The 16,800-nt window shown below is 58.4% G+C and carries 19 protein-coding genes; 9 read left to right on the top strand and 10 right to left on the bottom strand.

Features of this window, described 5'->3' with window-relative positions:
• Positions 1–16: 16 nt before the first annotated feature.
• Positions 17–1,681 (top strand): energy-dependent translational throttle protein EttA, encoded by a 1,665-nt coding sequence (gene ettA / locus NMB43_RS12630; protein WP_494348518.1) that lies wholly within the window; start codon positions 17–19, stop codon positions 1,679–1,681.
• A 493-nt stretch (positions 1,682–2,174) separates the two neighbouring features.
• Here the strand turns inward: ettA and NMB43_RS12635 are convergent, their stop codons facing one another.
• The 7 genes from NMB43_RS12635 to cspE form a co-directional block, all read right to left on the bottom strand.
• Positions 2,175–2,921, bottom strand: coding sequence for a hypothetical protein (locus NMB43_RS12635; protein ID WP_494348519.1), 747 nt, complete (start codon positions 2,919–2,921; stop codon positions 2,175–2,177).
• Positions 2,908–3,687 (bottom strand): hypothetical protein, encoded by a 780-nt coding sequence (locus NMB43_RS12640; protein WP_494348520.1) that lies wholly within the window; start codon positions 3,685–3,687, stop codon positions 2,908–2,910. The genes NMB43_RS12635 and NMB43_RS12640 overlap by 14 nt, the downstream gene beginning before the upstream one ends.
• 171 nt (positions 3,688–3,858) lie before the next feature.
• A complete protein-coding gene (locus NMB43_RS12645; RefSeq protein WP_494348521.1) occupies positions 3,859–4,818 on the bottom strand; it encodes a hypothetical protein in 960 nt (319 codons plus the stop codon).
• A 92-nt stretch (positions 4,819–4,910) separates the two neighbouring features.
• The gene (locus NMB43_RS12650; RefSeq protein WP_494348522.1) at positions 4,911–5,873 is read right to left on the bottom strand and encodes a restriction endonuclease; all 963 of its coding nucleotides are present in this window, start codon (positions 5,871–5,873) and stop codon (positions 4,911–4,913) included.
• A gap of 474 nt (positions 5,874–6,347) precedes the next feature.
• The gene (locus NMB43_RS12655) at positions 6,348–7,301 is read right to left on the bottom strand and encodes an MBL fold metallo-hydrolase (protein WP_494348523.1); all 954 of its coding nucleotides are present in this window, start codon (positions 7,299–7,301) and stop codon (positions 6,348–6,350) included.
• Positions 7,302–7,722: 421 nt separating this feature from the next.
• A complete protein-coding gene (gene infA, locus NMB43_RS12660) occupies positions 7,723–7,989 on the bottom strand; it encodes a translation initiation factor IF-1 (RefSeq protein WP_494348524.1) in 267 nt (88 codons plus the stop codon).
• A gap of 85 nt (positions 7,990–8,074) precedes the next feature.
• Entirely contained in the window at positions 8,075–8,278 is a 204-nt protein-coding gene (gene cspE, locus NMB43_RS12665) for a transcription antiterminator/RNA stability regulator CspE (protein WP_494348525.1), read from the bottom strand.
• Positions 8,279–8,390: 112 nt separating this feature from the next.
• Between cspE and NMB43_RS12670 the strand changes: the two genes are divergently transcribed.
• From NMB43_RS12670 to NMB43_RS12690, 5 genes are all read left to right on the top strand, one after another.
• Positions 8,391–8,714 (top strand): hypothetical protein, encoded by a 324-nt coding sequence (locus tag NMB43_RS12670; RefSeq protein WP_494348526.1) that lies wholly within the window; start codon positions 8,391–8,393, stop codon positions 8,712–8,714.
• The gene (locus tag NMB43_RS12675; RefSeq protein WP_494348527.1) at positions 8,711–8,845 is read left to right on the top strand and encodes a hypothetical protein; all 135 of its coding nucleotides are present in this window, start codon (positions 8,711–8,713) and stop codon (positions 8,843–8,845) included. Before NMB43_RS12670 ends, NMB43_RS12675 begins: the two co-directional genes overlap by 4 nt.
• Positions 8,846–9,108: 263 nt before the next feature.
• Positions 9,109–9,546, top strand: a complete 438-nt coding sequence (locus NMB43_RS12680; RefSeq protein WP_494348528.1) for a hypothetical protein — start codon at positions 9,109–9,111, stop codon at positions 9,544–9,546.
• A gap of 207 nt (positions 9,547–9,753) precedes the next feature.
• A complete protein-coding gene (locus tag NMB43_RS12685; protein WP_494348529.1) occupies positions 9,754–10,542 on the top strand; it encodes an NPP1 family protein in 789 nt (262 codons plus the stop codon).
• 255 nt (positions 10,543–10,797) lie between these two features.
• Positions 10,798–10,926: a hypothetical protein gene (locus tag NMB43_RS12690; RefSeq protein WP_494348530.1), complete on the top strand. Its 129-nt coding sequence runs from the start codon at positions 10,798–10,800 to the stop codon at positions 10,924–10,926.
• A 192-nt stretch (positions 10,927–11,118) separates the two neighbouring features.
• Here NMB43_RS12690 and NMB43_RS12695 read toward each other — a convergent pair whose 3' ends face one another.
• Positions 11,119–12,084 carry a pectate lyase gene (locus NMB43_RS12695; protein WP_494348531.1) on the bottom strand — a complete coding sequence of 322 codons (966 nt, stop codon included), beginning with the start codon at positions 12,082–12,084 and terminating at the stop codon, positions 11,119–11,121.
• Here NMB43_RS12695 and NMB43_RS12700 point away from each other — a divergent pair.
• From NMB43_RS12700 to NMB43_RS12710, 3 genes are all read left to right on the top strand, one after another.
• A complete protein-coding gene (locus NMB43_RS12700) occupies positions 12,083–12,310 on the top strand; it encodes a hypothetical protein (RefSeq protein ID WP_494348532.1) in 228 nt (75 codons plus the stop codon). The genes NMB43_RS12695 and NMB43_RS12700 overlap by 2 nt on opposite strands.
• 301 nt (positions 12,311–12,611) lie before the next feature.
• Entirely contained in the window at positions 12,612–13,493 is an 882-nt protein-coding gene (locus tag NMB43_RS12705) for a hypothetical protein (protein WP_494352144.1), read from the top strand.
• A 168-nt stretch (positions 13,494–13,661) separates the two neighbouring features.
• Complete coding sequence (locus tag NMB43_RS12710) at positions 13,662–14,717, top strand: porin (protein WP_494348533.1); 1,056 nt, start codon at positions 13,662–13,664, stop codon at positions 14,715–14,717.
• 91 nt (positions 14,718–14,808) lie between these two features.
• Here the strand turns inward: NMB43_RS12710 and NMB43_RS12715 are convergent, their stop codons facing one another.
• Together NMB43_RS12715 and NMB43_RS12720 are read right to left on the bottom strand one after the other, a co-directional pair.
• The gene (locus NMB43_RS12715) at positions 14,809–16,233 is read right to left on the bottom strand and encodes a PhoH family protein (RefSeq protein ID WP_494348534.1); all 1,425 of its coding nucleotides are present in this window, start codon (positions 16,231–16,233) and stop codon (positions 14,809–14,811) included.
• A 51-nt stretch (positions 16,234–16,284) separates the two neighbouring features.
• The gene (locus tag NMB43_RS12720; RefSeq protein ID WP_494348535.1) at positions 16,285–16,740 is read right to left on the bottom strand and encodes a peroxiredoxin; all 456 of its coding nucleotides are present in this window, start codon (positions 16,738–16,740) and stop codon (positions 16,285–16,287) included.
• Positions 16,741–16,800 lie beyond the last annotated feature (60 nt).

Here is a 16,800-nt window from a genome sequence, read left to right on the forward strand (position 1 = left end):
CGGAAAATCACAAGCCATGGCTCAATACGTAATGTCGATGTTGAGGGTGAACAAAGTCGTTCCGCCCAAGCGTCAGATCATCAAGGACATCTCCCTCTCCTTCTTCCCCGGCGCCAAGATCGGCCTGCTGGGCCTCAACGGCTCAGGCAAATCGACCGTGCTGCGCATCATGGCCGGCGTCGACAAGGAATATGACGGCGAGGTGCAGTGGCAGCCCAACATGAGCATCGGCTACCTGCCGCAGGAGCCCCAGCTCGACCCGGACAAGACCGTACGCGAAGAAGTGGAATCCGCGCTGGGCGAAGTCATGGAAGCCAAGCAGAAGCTGGAAGAGGTGTACGCCGCCTACGCCGAGCCTGATGCCGATTTCGACAAGCTGGCCGAGCTGCAGGCCAAGTACGAGAACATCATCGCCACCAGTGGCGCCGATGTCGAAACCCAGCTCGAAATCGCCGCCGACGCGTTGCGCCTGCCGCCGTGGGACGCCAAAGTCGGCCCCCTCTCAGGCGGTGAGAAGCGCCGCGTCGCCCTGTGCAAGCTGCTGCTGTCCAAGCCCGACATGCTGCTGCTGGACGAACCCACCAACCACCTCGACGCCGAATCCGTCGAATGGCTGGAGCAGTTCCTGGTGCGCTTCCCCGGCACCGTGGTGGCCGTCACCCACGACCGCTACTTCCTCGACAACGCCGCCGAATGGATTCTCGAACTCGACCGCGGCGAAGGCATCCCCTGGAAGGGCAACTACTCCGAATGGCTGGAGCAGAAGGAAGCGCGCCTGGCCACCGAAGAGAAGCAGGAAACCGCCCACCGCAAGGCCATGAAGCAGGAACTGGAATGGGTGCGCCAGGGCGCCAAGGCCCGCCAGAGCAAGAGCAAGGCCCGCCTGGCCCGCTACGAGGAAATGAGCAGCGTCGAATACCAGAAGCGCAACGAGACGCAGGAAATCTTCATCCCGCCGGGCGAGCGCCTCGGCAACCAGGTCATCGAATTCAATGGCGTGAGCAAGGGCTTCGGCGACCGCCTGCTGATCGACAACCTCAGCTTCCAGATCCCGCCCGGCGCCATCGTCGGCGTGATCGGCCCCAACGGCGCCGGCAAATCGACCCTGTTCCGCATGATCCAGGGCCTGGAAAAGCCGGACTCGGGTGAAATCGTCGTCGGCCCCACCGTCAAGATCGCCGCCGTCAACCAGACCCGCGAAGGCCTGGACGGCACGAAGACCGTGTTCGAAGCCATCTCCGAAGGCGCCGACATCCTCACCGTCGGCCGCTTCGAGATGCCCAGCCGCGCCTACATCGGCCGCTTCAACTTCAAGGGCGGCGACCAGCAGAAGATCGTCGGCAACCTCTCAGGCGGCGAACGCGGACGCCTGCACCTCGCCAAGACCCTGATCGCCGGCGGCAACGTGCTGCTGCTCGACGAACCCTCCAACGACCTCGACGTGGAAACCCTGCGCGCGCTGGAAGACGCCCTACTCGAATTCTCCGGCTGCGTAATGGTCACCTCCCACGACCGCTGGTTCCTCGACCGCATCGCCACCCACATCCTCGCGGCCGAGGGCGATTCGCAATGGACCTTCTTCGCGGGCAACTACCAGGAATACGAAGAGGACAAGAAGAAGCGACTGGGTGAAGAGGCGGCGAAACCGAAGCGCATCCGCTACAAGCCCATCAGCCGCTAAACGCGCCGTCATGCTTGCGCAAGCAAGCATCAAGCGTCTTTCAAAGAAAAGCCCGCCAAAAGCGGGCTTTTTGATATGCGCTCCACCTGACAAACCCCAGCCGCCCCTGAGAACACTACGGCGTAGGGCAGCGGCGTATGGCGGAGTGCCAACTCCGCCATTTAATCCCCACGCCAGATCGAATACAAAAAACGGTGGGGTTGGCACCCCACCCTACCAATCGCTAAAAGAATTTGAGCGTGGCCCTTTAGTTTTATTGGGCAAGAAGCAAGACCTGACTCCGGATTTTGGGGATTTCATAAGCCTCGATACCAGCACCGGTCACGAATAACAAAACGCGAAATTCAGGCGCTCAGGCGCAGAATGGAGCGCAAACGCCACCATTCGGATCAACGCACGCATACGTACGGGGGAAAATCAGACGCGGTTGGTACCGCACCTACGGATTAGGGCCGCCTTGATCACCCCGCGGTACGCGGTAAACTTTCGACCACTATCCACTGCTCCACTTGTCATAGGCGACATAATCCAAACCCACTTCCATCATTACTGATTTGAACTCCTCATTTGAACGCAAGAATGCCGCAGGCCAATTATCCATGAGGCACATCATCAGCATCACAAGTCTTAGCAACGCAAAATCAGTGAAGTTGATCAGTGCAACCAAATGATGCTTTCGGTCACCTATGCTGAAGCCCTGTTCTGCGGACAATCGATCTCCGACAGCCCTAACAGAAACGTAAAAAGCCCTCAGCACCCCAAATATCGCATCATCCGAATCCACCTTCTCGACTAGGCGCATTGCGTCTTCGCGGGATAGGCAGGCATCTACAAGATCCTCAAGGGCCAAGACAGCTTTTGCCGCATGAGCCTTTGGAGGGTCGGCCCCATCAAAATCAAGCTCAAGACGAGAAAAAAGCTCCCTTTGCGCGCCAATCATGCTGAAGAACAGCGATTCAAATGATCTCAGCTTCTCGACTCTCTCGCTGCTTTTCAGTTCTTCTCTCAAACTCTGATTAGCCTCGTTCTGGAGGCTTACTGACTTTATAAGCAAGACGACGGATATGAAGCCAAGAATAGGATTGAGGACCCCACCTATATAGTCTCCAAGTTGCCCCCAAACCCCTGTGTCTTTAGAAATCGTATAAGCAGAAGCGGGGCCAAAATTTGCAAAATAGGAAATTGCAACAAGGACAATAGCCACTATTGCCGCAAAAACATACTTATTACTCTCGACCATAGATTGCTCGCACTATATATTTTACCACCTTGCCATCGCGAAGACGGATCCCAGAAGCACTAATATCTAGAAACAGGAAATTTTCAGTATTTAAACCATTGTTGTGATCAAGATTTGTAGAAAATATCTTCTTTGCTGCAATCCGAACTGCTTTGTACTCTCCAAACCCAAAAGGGACAGTTTCATCATGGCCCTGTATTATAAAACGCCCATTTCCCGTATGGATGTTCAATCTCGTAATAGCCACGGTTAACCTTTCTGGCTCCCCAGACTCTGTTGCTTGAATCGTTTCTGCCGTCTCTTGGTTAAATCTCGCAACCACCGTTTGATTTTCCCTACTCTGCCTATACCGAACTTTTATTTCATACCCGAATTTCGTGGCTGCCTCATGTATGTTTGCAATAGCGGAGAGCCTCAGTTGCTTTACAAGTTTCTCTGCTTCGTCATCAAGCCTCTCAACTATTTGTTGAGCTTTTTCAGTGAGTTGCGGATGATCGGAATACATCGCCTCATTTAAGAAGTAGGTCATTAACTCTGCAAATGTGCCACGCCCAATTCGGCTAAGCCTTCTACCTAAATCCTCATCAAACACATCCAATGAAAAAATATGCCCATATGACCCACTGAAGCTATTCTTTAGGGTCGTACGAACTCGACCTTTAGGCGTTAGGCGCTGGGGAACGCGTTCAGACAAAACCGTCTCTGCAATAAAACGTGTTGCATCCGAAACACCCTGCATCGTATCCAAACCTGACTTCATATCCACCGCATACTCCGGCGTCTCAATTACAAGATCAAAGTTCACGGCAACCACAATCACCCCTCCACTTAGCCATATATCTATCGTGTTTTTATTTCTAATAAATAAATATAAATCTTAACTACTTCATGCCACACCAAAAGCAATGGCATAAAAACCGGTCTCTTCGCACCCCCATCAACCGGAAAACAATCCGAGCTGACCATCAAATTCTAGGGGAGTGACTCTCTCTAGAATTAAGGTCGGCCTACGATCCGAAACAAACCTATTTTTTGCATGCCGAGTTATCCGACCTTCTACTTGGCAGCGCAAGAAGAGAGCGGCCTTGTACTGGCGAACACTTCCATGAGCAGGCACGCAGTTAATTACGTGCCCCATATATTCAAGACCAACTGAGTTCGATGCCTCACTACCGCGAATGAGGCGACCCTGCAAGCTAGCGCCAGCGCCATGAACCAGCTCTGGAAATAAGATTCCTTCTTCGTATCCATGTTCGTCCTGTTGGTCGAAAAAAAATTTCTCCTCCTCAACAATCGTTATTTCATCCACCTCAGAATCTTTGATGACGCCTATGGTTAATATTCGATCAGATCTAACCACCGATGTCATTTTTGCCATGAGGCGAGGCGGGAGTTGTTGATACCAACGAAAATACTCAATAGGAACAGCTAGCTCATCTCCCGTATCGTTGGTAACCAAAACAGCATCTGCACCAAGAGTAGGCTCAATTCGTACACGATCCCAGCCGCTCGATCGGCGAGAGTGCTTAATTAGCTTGCCAAGTGTTTGAAGTGCGGCCATAGATTTCTTGAGAACATGCTTCATACCAATCTCTTTAAAATCATTCTCGGCCAATTTCTCTCCTGCTTTCTTGGCATACCCAAGCGCAAACGCACCGCCGATGGCAGTACCAGCCACAAGAACCGCTTCCCATGACCCAGTGCGGGTTTGTACCGGAATGTCATACTGAAGCGAAACTAGGCTGGGAGACTGCTGAGAGTTGAAAAAGCGGATCGCTTCATCTAAACCAACTAGCGCAGAGCCGGCACTCCCGGCGTCGATAATTCCGTCAGCTAGGCCCTCTCCTGAATACTTGACAAAACCAAGCTCCTCATAGCGTTGCGTTTCAATTTGCATTAGTCATCCTTTTTTGGCTAACCTTTGAAATCACAAACCTATTCTATTTTCTGGCGTACTGCGCACCCCGGATATCCATATGGAGGAGTCTCCTACGGTTTTCCGCCCCACCCTTCTCCCCGCCTATTCAACCTCTGCTTACACCTCGGATAATTCCCACACCCCCAAAACCCACCCCCTGCCCCTTCCCGCAACACCATCTTCGTGCCGCAATGCGGGCAGCTCGGTGTTGTCCAGTCGCCCTCGGTGGCGAATTCCAACAGGCGTTCTGCATCGGCCTCGGGCAATAAGCGAATCAAGCTCAGCAGCTTGTCGCCGTCGATCAATTCGATCTGGTTCTCGCGGGCGAAGGACTGGGCTTCGGTGGTGAATGGGCTTTGCGACATGAAGAAGCCTTGCTCGACTTTTTCGTGCGCCATCACGCCGCGCAGCTCGCGCACGGGTTTGACGCCAACCTCGCGCTCGCCCCAGGCCTTGCACTGGATGACGCCGGTGCAGCGCAGCGAGTCGTTAAGGTCTTCGTAGAGGCGGATGTCGACGCCACCATCGGCGCCAAGTGAGGTGGTCTGCGCCCGCATGCCTTTGGCCTGGCAATAGGCGGCGCAGACTTCTTCGAAGCGCAGCCATTCCATGCGTTGAATGACATCGGCACTCCATGCCGTGGGCCGCGCCTGTTCTTCGGCGCCGGTTTTACCCAGGGACTGGATGAACGCGGTGGCTTGCGGGTCGCGTGGGCTGCTGCGGCCTTTGGGGGTGGCGGGCTGCGCCGGTGAAGATGAGGCAGTTGCCGCGCCGATGCTGGGCGCGAAGCGCTCCCAAACATATTTGATAAGCGCGATAGCCGCGAAGACGCCGGCCGCGATCAGCAGGAACTGGCGCACAACCGGAATCAGGGCGACAGTGAATTGGCTCCCTCGGAACAACAGCGGGATGACCAGATACGAGCCCAGAAGCGACACCAGCGCGCAAACGGCCGCGAGCGGCCAACGCTGACTCAGGGCCAGATTCAACAACTCCGCACCGCCGGATGCGCGGCGCCCCCTCTTGCGTCCCAAGCTCCCCTCCTCCCGTTGTTTCAAGGCCCATGCGGGCCGACAAACGACTTCAGGTCTGCTGCGCGCGCATCGGCTGCATGGGCCGGGCGCATTTGTTTGAAAATGATTCTATGGGACGAGCGGTCGCAAAAACATGATCAGCGTCGAGTTTTTTGACATATGCCCTTAAGGGCGTGCTGCAGATGCACATGGCATGTCAGTCGACGGCCCCGTTGAAATTCAAACCGGAATCGAATACGTCGGCATGCTTTGTGGGGCCACTGTGGGCTGTCGCTTCGCGCCGAACCCATGGAGGGACGCCCCTGTTTGCGCGCCCCATCTTTCGACGACGATGACTCGCGGAGTCGATTGCAGCCATACGATCCCCAGGGCCTGATCGGCTCTTTTTGCCTGGGTTTCCCCACACACTGCCTCCACGACCGCACAATAAAAAAACCCGCCGGGCGGCGGGCTTGGTCGCGGGGTGGCGCAGGCTTATTTGAGGGGGCTGAACTCGTAGCCCTTGCCGCGCGGCGCGAGGGTGCCGATGGCCGAGCCCGGGAGGTGATAGCCGGCGACGAGCAGGCCTTCCTTCACGGCCAGGTCGGCCAGGCGCTTGCGGGTGGCCTTGGCGGCTTCGGCGTCCATGTCGAACATGACAGCCCAGTCGGGGTTGCGCACGAAGAGGGCGACATTGGTGGCGTCGGCCCAATACAGGAGCTTCTGCTTGCTGCCTTCGATGCGGAAGGCGGTGTGACCGGGCGTATGGCCATAGGCGGCGATGGAGCGCACGCCCGGCAGCACTTCGCTGCCCGGTTCGAAGCGGATCACGCTGCCGGCGATGGGGCTGAACACGCGGCGCACGGCGTTGTAGTTGCCACGCTGGGCTTCGGGCGTGGCGTTCATGCGGGCGTCGTCCATCCACCAGTTCCATTCGGGCGCGGGCGCGTAAATCTTGGCGTTAGGGAAGACGATCTGGCCGTCCTTGTTGCGCAAGCCGTTGATGTGGTCGCCGTGGAAGTGGGAGAACACGACGGCGGTGATGGATTGGGGGTCGATGCCGGCCTTGGCCATGTTGTCGAGCAGCTTGCCCGAGGTGGCGGCGCCGAACTCGCCATTGCCGACATCGAACAGCACGCGCTGCGCGCCGATCTGGGCGACAAAGCTGGTGAAGGGTACGTCGAGTTTGTCGGTGGGCAGGCCGGCCTCTTTCAGGGCGGCCTGGACGTCGGCGAGCGGCGCGTTGCGCACGAAGCTGGCGTCGAGCGGGCGGGTCGCCGAGCCGTCGCTGAGCATGGTGACGGTGACGCCGCCGAGGTCGACCCGAGTGACGCCAGGCGCCACGGCGGTCGCGCTCGGCGCGCTGGTGGTAGCACAGCCGCTGAGGACGCCTCCTGCAAGGGCGACGCCAAGCACTGCCCAGGCGGTCACGAACTGTCTGCGCATCATCGTCATCTCAAGTACTCCTCAAAGTAGTGGGTCATGCGGGGAAAGAATTCGTCGCGCGTCAGCGAGCTGCCCGGGGGCAAGACACCGCTGGCGCCAGCGCTTCAGACGCCGGCCATGCCACCCGGTTCCATCCGGACGCCTGCCGAGTTGAGGCCGGGCGCAAGTCTAGAGCCGCATCGAGAATCCGCGCGTAATCACTGTGATTGACAGGAACAATCGCCCACAAGGGAACTTTTTGGAGAAATGCGGGAAGAACTGCGAACGCAATCCGTCCGGATGAAAGCCACGCCAGAATCCGGAGGCGTTCGGCACCATCGCGGGCCTCAGGCGTCGCGGTGCCCCTGATCATGCTTTTTGCGGGCGGAGCTTTTCGCGGTGAGGCTGCGGGATCGTGCGTTAGCTCTCCGCCATCGAGCATGGATTAACGGCGACGGAACTGCTGTGCCCGCGCGGCCGGAGTGTTGCGTTGTTCGATGTGACGGAAGGTGATGCGCCCCTTGCTCAGGTCGTAAGGCGACATTTCGAGCGAAACCTTATCGCCCGTGAGAATGCGGATGTGGTGCTTGCGCATCTTGCCGGAGGTATAGGCAACCAGCAGGTGACCGTTTTCGAGCGTGACGCGAAAGCGCGAATCAGGCAGCACTTCGGCGATGACGCCTTCCATTTCGATGAGTTCTTCTTTGGCCATGTTGAGTCGTGATCCGAAAATAAAGTTGGGAAATGCAAAAACAAAGCCCGGCTGGGCCGGGCTTTGTTTTGGGGAAGACGGGATGTCAGGCCAGTGCGATATTGACGGCCTGTTCACCTTTGGCCCCTTGGGTGACGTTGAAGCTCACGCGCTGACCTTCAGCGAGCGTCTTGAAGCCGGAACCCTGGATTGCCGAGAAATGCACGAAAAGGTCTTTGCCGCCATCTTCAGGCGTGACAAAACCAAAACCCTTCGCATCGTTGAACCACTTGACCGTACCTGTTGCCATTTTTAAATCTCCAGATAATAAGGGGACATGCGCCCCCGAAAGGGCGAGATCAAGACAACAGGGGAATCGAGGAAATACCGGAACTGCGAGAGGTACTGCTGGACTAGACTGCGTGGACTTGATGTCGCTGGAGTACAGCCTGCGCCTGTTTGTTGAATTCAACAAGCTTTATTTGAAATATTTTCGCGCACCACCCGCGAACCCACAGCCCCAGCATGGCGCTTTTTTCATGCCTGGGGCGGAATTCGGGGCTCATGCGGCGGGGGCCGCTTCGCTCCGCAGCCAGACCGACGGTATTGCCAGCCAACTATTTTTAGCGTCTCCCCCGCACAGGCCTATACTGGATCGCATCTGGGCTTATCGCTTCGCTTGCCGTTCCGATGCGCCGCAGTATCGCTCAGTGATTGTCATTCCACCTTCGAGGAGCACGACATGAGCAAATCACAAAAGAGCAACAAGGAAAGCAAGAAGAAACCGCTGCTGAGCTTCAAGGAAAAGCGCGAAGTCAGGCATCAGAAAAAGGATGCAAAAGACTCGGTGCCCGTCCCCTTCCTGCCGCATCGTTGATTCCTGGCCCGCAAAGGGGTCGGCCTAGCGCCGCCCCTTGCCTGCAACCACGCGGCCGACACCGGGCAAGCATTCCCGGCTGGCGACTGCCATCGCACATGCAGCCCCCGCGCGGAAACCCTCTGCGGCTTGCCGCTCTGCGATCACTGCCGCCGATCTGACGGCGCGCAACTTCGGCACATCACTGCGCCGCAGCCGATGGACGCAGCCTGTCCGCACGGCTATAGACTGAGTATTGGTTCAGCCCGCGCAGTCTTCATCGCATGTCCAAAACACCGCACGGCACGTGTACCGTCCGCTGGTTTGATCAGGTCTGCTTTGCCGTCCTGGATGGGTGCTTCAACCAGGAAGGCGTGCTGATCATGACGGAGAGCATCCAGCAGGCCTGGCAAGATGCCGGTCAGCCTGCGCACTGGGCACACGTGATGGACCTGCACCAGTGGCAGGGTGGTACCGAAAACGGCTTTGCCGCCTCGCATGCGCTGCTGGTCTGGGCCACCGCTCACGGCGCGCATGCGGTGGTGCGCATCCACAAGAGCAGCTTCCTCGCCCGTGTGACCGAACACCAGGGCGTCTTCAACGGCATCAATGTGCCGATCATCACCGTGGGAACCCGCGAGGAGGCCTGGGAATGGCTCGCCGCGAACGGTTTTCGCAGCAATGTGCGCGAAGCGCTGGCGGAGGATCGTTCGCTGGACTGAAGCGCAAGGCGCCCCCCACCCCGTCATGCGCGACGCAATGTCATGCCGCCGGAACGGGCGCTTCGGTGTAGTGCGCCGCGTGGGACCAGCCACCACACGCGCTCCACCGCTCGCCTGAAACAATGCGCAGCGATAGTCGCGGCGCCGGCTTGAGCGGGCACGCACCCCACCAAGCCGGCGATTCCGACCATTCTGGAGACACCCGCTATGCGTTTGCATCGACTCATCTCTCCCCTGCTCCTCGCCGCACTGCTGAGTGCCCCGGCACGCGCCGACAATTTCGCCCGCCTTGATGAGGCCCTGCCCGCCGGCATCAGCATCGGCGCGCACTATCCCGTGTTCGATTTCGACACCGACGGCTGCCTGCCAAGCGCCGGCATCAGCCGCAGTGGCCAGCAGAACGGCGGCCTCGCGCCCAGCGGCAGCATCACCGGCGGCTGCCGCGCCAGCAACTTCCTGCAGACCTCGAACACTCTGCACCGCCACGCCTGCGTGACCAGCGGCAGCGACGTTTACTGCGGCCACTTCTACGCGCTCTACTTCCTCAAGGATCAGGCCACGGTTTTCGGCGGCGGTCATCGCCATGACTGGGAGCACGCCGCCATCTGGACCAGGAACGGCATCGTCACCCACGGCGGCTACAGCGCCCACGGCAAGCTCTACAACGCGGAGATTTCAGGCCTCGGCACGCAGAACGGACATGTGAAGATCGTCTATCACAAGGACGGCGTCACCACCCATGCGCTGCGCTTTGCCAACAGCGGCGAGACCGCTGAGAACGCGTATGGCAGCTTCGTGACTCCGGTGATCGTGAGCTGGGCGACGCTCAAGGGTGACGGCCTGAACAACGCCCAGATGCGCGCCAAGCTCAACGCTTTCGACTATGGCTCCGCGACGATCCCGCTGAAGGACAGCAACTTCCTTAACAATCTCAACACCTACAAACCCAGCAGCTATCCCAGATTCACCGCCGCCAGCCTCGACGCCAACCGCTGAGCGCAGCCTACGCAGGCCAGTCCATCGCAGGTGGAGCGCGCGCCGCGCTCCACCTGCGATGGCCGACCCAGCCGCCAGTCGTCGCCCCCCGTGCAATCGCCCGCCGCGGCGCTCCGCGGACGTCTCCCACCCCTGCCCCATCGCGTGCGCAGCGCAGACCTATACTGAATTGCGCTTGGGCTGATCGCTCCGCTTGCCGTTTCGATGCGTCGCCGCACCGCTCAGCGTTGTCATTCCACGTTCAAGGAGCACGCCATGAGCAAAGGACAAAAGAGCAACAAGGAAGAAAAGAAGCAACCGGTGCTGAGCTTCAAGGAGAAACGCCGGGCCCGGCATCAGAAGAAGGAACTCAAGGAGGTGGTGCCCTTCCTGCCGCCTCGTTGATGTCGGCGGGCAAGGGACCACGACGCGGCTGATCGCGTCACGCGAACCCGCCTGACGGCCGGTGGCGGCGCAGCCCCCTTGGCAGCAAAATGCGCCGACCTTGGGGAAGGACCAGATGAAAAAAGGGTGTGTGGTTTCCACCACACACCCTTTTCCCCCGCCGGCACCCGAGGGTGCCGGCTGGATGCCTGCTTACTTGCCGGTGTTACCCGAACCCGTGCAGCTGGCCCACTTGCCGATACACAGCGAGCCGGCGTTGCTCAGCACCGAGTTGGTCAGCTTGGCAACCGAGCTGGAGCTGTCGGAACGGAACACGCCTTCGCCCAGGTTAGACAGCTTGCAGCGGTCGATGTTGACCGTGATCTTGAAGGTGGTGCCACCATTCTGGCGGATCACCTTGGCGACCTTGTCGACGATACAGTTGGAGATGTTGACCGTCGAAGCCGCGTTGATCTGGCCGAACTTGTCTTCACCGTTGTAGCCCGACACGCCAGAGATATTGACCGTGCCCGACTCCTTGACCGTGAAGGCGTCTTCGCCGATGTTGGTCCACTTGAAGTTCTTCAGCGTACCGCCGCCATAGAAGTGCACGCCATCCACCCCGTTGTTGCCCAGAATGGCGTTCTGCAGCGTGCCGCCTTCGATACGGAAGGCGGGCTGTTGGCTCTCGGACTGGCTACCATCACCCAGCGCGGAGGTCGGGTTGAAGGTCTTGCAGCCGCCGTCGTAGGTGCCGGTCACCTTGACAGTCGAGGAGATCGACACATTGCCGGTCGACGAACAGGTCGCGCCGGTGATGCCACCCGACGAAGAGCCGCCCGAAGACGAGCTGCTGGAGGACGACGAGCTGGACGACGAAGAGCTGCTGGAAGAAGAGCTGCTGGAAGAAGAGCTCGTGGTCGGGCCAACCGAGCACCAAGCCGAAGCCGGGTAGCTATTGCTCGGGAAGGCCGAGCCGGTACACGCGAAGTTGCCAGTCTTGACTGCATACACGAAGGAGCCAGACTTACCCAGTGCGACATTACGCGTACCGCTCATCGAGCAGGTTGCGCCGGTGTTCTGCGCACACTTGGTGTAGCCAGACGGGTAGTCGGTCGCTGCTTGCACATTGCCGACCAAAGCGAGAAGGGCGACGCCGCCCAGGAGCTTACGGATCATGATTGTCTCCAATGATTTATTAGAATGGCAAAATCGTCACAGACGGAATAATTCAGCAAAATTTATTCAAAATAATAAAATATGCCGTATTTTCCGTTCAAAACAACGCTTTGCCGAGGAAATAGTGGTACACGCAACTCATGCAGTCAAGGGCTTGTTTGATCCGCGCCTCATTTACTGGAAAGGCAAGCGTGAGTTATTCAACGATGGTGCGGCGCACACCTAGTTTCTTAAAAAAACAAATACAACATGATCTGCCAAACCCGCTCTGCAAGAGCCTTTCCGTCTTACGCCTCGTGACGGCATATTGCTCCCACCCTCAACTTCACCTGTCAATCCGAACCTGCCATGCAGCCGGCCAGAACCAAACTTCTCCATATCATTAAATCCGCCATTATTTGAGTACGTTAATAACCATTCACGGCACGCCTAATAATATTGATCTGATTATCATGAATGACGCATCAAATAACAGCCTGGGAACCGAAGTTCAAACAGAACCGGAAATTGTCGCTGGCACCCGCAAGATGATTGATGGCGTGGAGCGCGTCTTTCACTACGGCTACTGGATCAAGACCTACGAGCCACCGGCGGACTCGTTGAGCGCAAAGAAGCGCCTTATAGAAGCCCTGACACGACGCCTCTTCAACCACGTCGAACATGGCATCAACGTGCCGGGAGTCCGCTTGAACGAGGCTAGAAAAGCCTTCGACTCGGAACAGGACTTCGAACTGAAACGGGTCAAGGGCGCCATGCTTGCTGGCGCCTTGTTCAACCGGGCGACCGATATCTTTACGAAACTGGTCGATCTTCAGGCAGTCGGCGTCACCATCCAGTCGGACAACGCCTTGATGCGTGAATGCGGGCGCTGCCTGCAGGAGGCGCTTGAACTCGGGAAGATGGTTCTCCACCGCAGTGGCGACGAAGGAATCGACGAACTCTGGGGCGAGCCTTTCAAGGCTTTCTCCATCCCCGTCGAGGCCTTCTACGAAAGCCGCTACATCAAGATCGGCCAGGCCATGCGCGATATCGACCAGATCGCAGATGCGCTGGCTGGCACCCTGGAGGCTTCCTCACTCTTTCCCGGTATCCGCGAGCGGGTGCGCCTGTTTGCCGATCTCGCCAAGGTGAAATGCGAAACCCTGCGGACCGACGAAGACATTTTCGATGTGTGGGCCCGATTCACCGTGAGCGCAGAACGGATGTGTGCCATTCCTGTACGCACTGCCGAAGAGATCGCCGCACTGGACCGGGCCGCACTCGATCAAGGCGTCGTCCTGCTGAAGCGCGCGCGGGATTTGATATATGACATCACCCGCGCGCGCGTCTCGATGCCCAAGAGCACCCATGAGTTTTCGGAGGCGTGCAACAGTTATTCACAACTATATTGCCGCAAATCAATAGCTTAGCTACCCCACCCCTATGATTGAAGTGTTGTATTTATGCACCGGATCGCACTTTTCGGTGCCACGATAATGGGTATTCGCCCAGCGCATGAAGCCCGCCATTCATAATCCGCGGCAAGGCGTCAGGCCTTCGTTTTGTAACAAGAGCAATCACCATTGAAAGGGATCCCAATGAAAAAAGCGCTGCTCGCTACCAGCATCGCCCTCATGTGCGCCGGCGCATCGGCCCAGAGCTATGTCAATGTCTATGGCCGGGTCAACCTGTCCCTGGAACACCTGAAGGACGGCCCGACCGACTCGAACCAGATGGTCGACAACTCGTCGCGCTGGGGCCTGATTGGTTCGGAAGACCTGGGTGGCGGCCTGAAGGCGCTGTTCAACCTGGAAGCAGGTTTTGACGCCTCCAACGGCGGTGGCAAAGGTTCGACTTCCGTGCGTACCACCAACGTCGGCGGCACTGACGTGGTGACCGGCGTGAGCGCCACGACCAAGGCCTGGAGCCGTGAGTCCTGGGTTGGTCTGAGCAGCAACTACGGTACGCTGCGTCTGGGTGCGATGACCTCGCCCCTGTATTTCGCCTCTGCTGACTATGTGAGCATGCACAACCACGACACCGGCACCTCGGCCGACATCCTGTACGACACCATGCCGAACGGCAGCTATGCAGCAGGTGGCGGCGGCTTCCCGATGACCAACACCTTCGCCTACAAGACGCCGGAGTTCAGCGGCTTCTCGGCTGAGTACGCGCAATCGATGTCGGAAGATGTGCAAGGCGCCGGTGGCGTGCGCAACATCTCGCTGAACTACGACAACGGCAACCTGCACCTGGGTGGCGGCTACGGCGAAACGAAGCCGCTGGGCAGCAGCTTCTCGAACTCGATCTTCGTGGTGCGCGGCTTGTATGACTTCGGTGCGATCGTGCTGGGCGGCTACATCGAAATGGACCGCTTCGACGACAAGGATCGTACCAACTTCCGCGTAGCGGCCATGTTCCCGGTGGGCAATCACGAATTCCACCTGAACTACGGCCAGGCCAGCGATGTCTCGGGCTCGCCGGAAACGGGCGCCCGTCAAGGCACCGCCGGTTACAACTACAACCTGTCGAAGCGCACCAAGGTGTACGCCTTCTTCACGCTGATCCAGAACGACAACAACGCCGCCTACGGCGTGTCGGAAATGGGCAAGACCTTCCGCTCGGTTGCAGCGGGCTTCCGTCACAATTTCTGATCTCGTGATCGGATATCTCCGGCTGCGGCCGGAGATAAAAAAGGGGGCGCGATCATCGCGCCCCCTTTTTCATTTCGGCCCGGCCGATCGTTCAGAGCACCTCGGCCGCATGGTCAGCCAAGCGCGAGCGCTCGCCACGCTGCAGGGTTATATGCCCGCTGTGCGGCCAGCCCTTGAAACGATCCACGACATAAGTGAGGCCGGAACTTCCTTCGGTAAGGTAAGGCGTGTCGATCTGCGCAATATTCCCCAGGCAGACCACCTTGGTTCCCGGGCCGGCACGCGTGATCAGCGTCTTCATCTGCTTGGGCGTCAGGTTCTGGGCTTCATCAATGATCAGGAACTTGTTGATGAAGGTACGACCGCGCATGAAGTTCAAGCTCTTGACCTTGATGCGGGTCCGGATCAGGTCACGCGTGGCGGCCCGTCCCCACTCGCCACCGTAACCGCCTCCGTCTTCGGCGCTGCCATTGAGCACGTCGAGGTTGTCTTCCAGCGCCCCCATCCAAGGGGCCATCTTTTCCTCTTCGGTCCCGGGCAGAAAGCCGATGTCCTCGCCGACCGGCACGGTGACGCGCGTCATGATGATCTCTGAGTAGCGCTTTGTTTCGAGTACTTGCGTCAAACCGGCCGCCAGCGTCATCAGAGTTTTGCCGGTACCGGCCTGCCCCAGCAGCGTCAGAAAGTCGATCTCCGGGTTCATCAGCAGGTTCAGGGCGAAGTTCTGCTCGCGATTGCGCGCCACGATGCCCCACACATTGTTCTTCTGGTGCGAATAGTCGATGAGCGTCTCAAAGACCGCAGTCGGGCCGCTCTTCTGCTTGACGATGGCATAGAGCGGTTTGTCGCCTTCCTGGAAGACCAGTTCGTTGACTTCCAGGTTGGCGCAGGTCGGGCCCTTGACCTTGAAATAGGTCCGTCCGGCATCCTTCCAGGACTCCATGTCCTTGCCGTGAGTCTCCCAGAAGTCGGGCTCCAGTTCGCGCATGCCGGTGTATAGGAGGTCGGTATCCTCCAACACCTTGTCGTTGAAGTAGTCCTGCGCTTCCAGGCCCAGCGCGCGGGCCTTGATACGCATGTTGATGTCCTTCGACACCAGGATCACGTGGCGCTCGGTGAAGCGCTGCTTGAGATACATGGTGACGGCGAGGATCTGGTTGTCGGCCTTGGCTGTCGGCACCCCGGCCGGCAAGGTCGGGTCGATGGCCTCGGTCTGCAGGAACAGACGCCCCGTTGCCAGTTCCTTGGACGGCTCGAACAGGGGAATGCCCTCTTCGATCCCGTTGGCGCTGGTGGACACGATCTCGTCCATCATGCGGCTCGCCTGGCGCGCGTTGCGCGCAACTTCGGACATGCCCTTCTTGTTGTTGTCCAGTTCTTCGAGGGTCATGATCGGCACGTAGATGTCGTGCTCCTCGAAGCGATACAGGCTGGTAGGGTCGTGCATCAGCACGTTGGTGTCGAGAACGAACAGCTTGATAGGGGGGACTTGCTTGGCGTTTCGCTTGGTGGCCATAGAGAGAGATGCAATCAGAAAAGTGAGGGGAACAGGCTGTGACCGCAACGCTCAAAGTGTTTTGACGAAATCGAGTACCTCCTGAGCGTGGCCATCGACCTTGACGCCGCGCCATTCGCGCGCGAGCTTGCCCTCGCGGTCGATCACGAAAGTGCTGCGCTCGATACCCAGCACCTGCTTGCCGTACATGTTCTTCATCTTGATCACGCCGAAGAGCTTGCACAGGGCTTCGTCGTGGTCCGACAGAAGCTCGAAGGGCATGCATAGCTTGGCTTTGAAGTTTTCGTGCGACTTCAGGCTGTCGCGCGACACCCCGTAGATGACGGCCCCGGCCGCATCGAACTGGGCATTCAGCGCAGTGAAGTCCTGCCCCTCGGTCGTGCAGCCCGGCGTGCTGTCCTTGGGGTAGAAGTACAACACCACGATATTGCCTTTGAGCGCCCCAAGGGACACCGTGCTCCCGCCCGTCGCGGCGGCGCTGAAATCCGGCACCTGCTTACCCAGCATCAAATTCTCCTGTTCATCGGCAACGCGTGAGGCCAGCGTATCGGCATTCCCCCGGCACCG

Source organism: Uliginosibacterium sangjuense, assembly GCF_059132465.1.